Raw genomic sequence first — 2,140 nt, 5'->3', positions numbered from 1 at the left:
TGTGTCAAGGGCCATTGAGTTCTGCCCAGGGGCGGTCGTGAGACCTGCCCGGTGACGGTCACCAGATCTGCCCGGAGATGGCCATGGGATCTGCCCACAGGGGCTGGCCATCTCCGGTCCCGGGATTGTCAGGTCAAGGGCCTCACCCCCTGGCCGGCGAGTGCTTGGGTGAGGCGGATGGAGTCGCCACTGGTCTGGCAGACGTGAGCGTGATGCAGGAGCCGGTCCACTGTCGCGGTGGCGATGGTCTTGGGCATGAGCTCGTCGAAACCGGCCGGGTGCAGGTTCGAACTGATCGCGATGGCGCGTTTCTCGTAGGCGGCGTCCACCAGGCGGTAAAGCCCTTCGGCGGCGTCGGTGGCCACCGGCAGCAGTCCGATATCGTCGACGATGATCAGGTCGGCGCGCAGGATCTTGGCGATGGCCTTGGTGACGGTGTCGTCGGCGCGGTGCCTGCGCAACAGCACGCCGAGGTCTTCCAGGGTGAACCAGGAGACCTTCAGCCCCTGCTCGACGGCTTGCTGTCCGAGCGCCTCGAGTAGGAATGTCTTGCCGGTCCCGGAGGGTCCGCAGACCACGAGGTTCTCTTTGCGATGCACCCACTCCAGCGTCCGCAACGCCTGTTGAGTCGGTGCAGGGATCGAGGAGGCGGACTCGTCCCAGGCGTCGAAGGTCTTGCCGGTGGGAAATCCGGCGGTGGCGCGGCGTGTGGCCAGCGAGGCCCGGTCACGGCCGTTGGCCTCCTCGGCCAGCAGAGCGCGCAGCACCTCGGCCGGGTCCCAGCGTTGGGACTTGGCGGTGGCGAGCACTTCGGGCGCGTGGCGGCGAATGTGCGGCAGTCGCAGGCGCCGCAGGATGGCGTCCAGGTCGGCGGGCAGTGGCGGACTGGCCGGCACACCCAGCGCCGGAACCTCGGTGGTGGTCATCGGTCTTCCTCCTCAGAATCGGTGGCCAGTGGTGACTGCTGGCCCAGGGCGGCCCATCCGGCGGTGCCCTGGGTCAGCGACCGGTCCTCACCCGCAGAGTGCGACTGCCCGGTAGCGCCGGAGGCGGCGTGGTGGTTGAGGATCGAGGGCAGATCGGCCTCGGCGAACCGGTTGTGCAGGGCCGCGTGCCCGAGCGCCCAGTCGACCTCGTCGGGGTCGAACAACTTGGCCAGGGCGACGGCCTCGGCCATCTTCACGCGCATCTTCGTCGTGCCCGCAGCGGCGGCCTCGGTCAGCCACAGCCGGGCCCCGTCACCGAGTGCCAGGAACGCCGCATCCGCGGCGTTGCGGGCGCGGGGTTGGCGGTGCAGGGCACCGGCCGGGGCGTCTGGGAAGTGCGCATCGGCAAGTCGCGGGCTTCCCGGGGTCGCCCGCAGGTGGCGGGCCACCTCCACCGGCCCAGCGGGTCCGACGTGCACCACGACGATCTGCTCACCGGCGCCGGCACCATGGGCGCGGACCCAGACGGTCTCGCCGAGCAGCGTGTGCGGTACCGAGTACTGCCCGGATTCGAACGTCACCATCGGCGAGTTCACCGGCACCTGCCGCGTGGTCCCCAGCGCCACCGTGTACGCCTCGGTCGGCACGGTGTGCAGACGGGCCCGTTCCTGAGCGAGCATCTGCGCTGGGGCTCGCCGAGTGATGCGGTGCTCCCGGTCGTTGACCTGCTCGCACCATTGCTCGCACGCCCCCTCCAGCTCGGCGAACGAGGAGTACTCACCGCGCAAGTTGGTGTCCTTGGGCACCAGGTCGGCCTTGGCGACCTTGACCGTCGACTCCGAGCCACCCTTGGAAGCCGGATCCGCGGGCTCGCACGTGAGCACCGTGACCCCATAGTGGCGGGCGAACGCCACCATCTGCGGGTTTCGCACCGCCATTCCCGCCACATGCTCCACGGTGACGGTCTTCTCGTTGTCGGTCAGCACATACGTCGGCGCACCACCCAGGCGGCGCAGCGTCACATCCAGGGCAGCGAACACGCTCGGGGCGGTCCTGTCGCGGATCGGCAGGACCACTCGGAACCGTGACCACGCCAGCCACGCGCAGAACAGCACGGTTTTCACCCCGTCGATCACCGGACCGTCACCGAAGTCGTACTGCAGCCACAGGCCCGGCTCGGTCACCCATGGCCGGTGCACCCGGGCGTTCCCGAG

Annotated in this window: 2 protein-coding genes; both read right to left on the bottom strand. The window is 69.5% G+C overall.

Translation table 11 applies throughout. The annotated features are described in order from the left end of the window. Positions 1 to 128 precede the first annotated feature (128 nt). A complete protein-coding gene (istB, locus tag DPA01S_RS15855; protein ID WP_061230105.1) occupies positions 129 to 926 on the bottom strand; it encodes an IS21-like element helper ATPase IstB in 798 nt (265 codons plus the stop codon). Next, on the bottom strand, positions 923 to 2,140 hold a 1,218-nt coding region (locus DPA01S_RS15850; protein WP_061917871.1), incomplete at its 5' end, for an IS21 family transposase. The genes DPA01S_RS15850 and istB, both read right to left, overlap by 4 nt.

Origin of the sequence: Dietzia papillomatosis NBRC 105045, assembly GCF_001570845.1 — a bacterium.
Lineage (GTDB): Bacteria > Actinomycetota > Actinomycetes > Mycobacteriales > Mycobacteriaceae > Dietzia > Dietzia cinnamea.
Note: the sequence above shows the minus strand (reverse complement) of the source record. Positions and strands in the feature narration are given on the sequence as shown.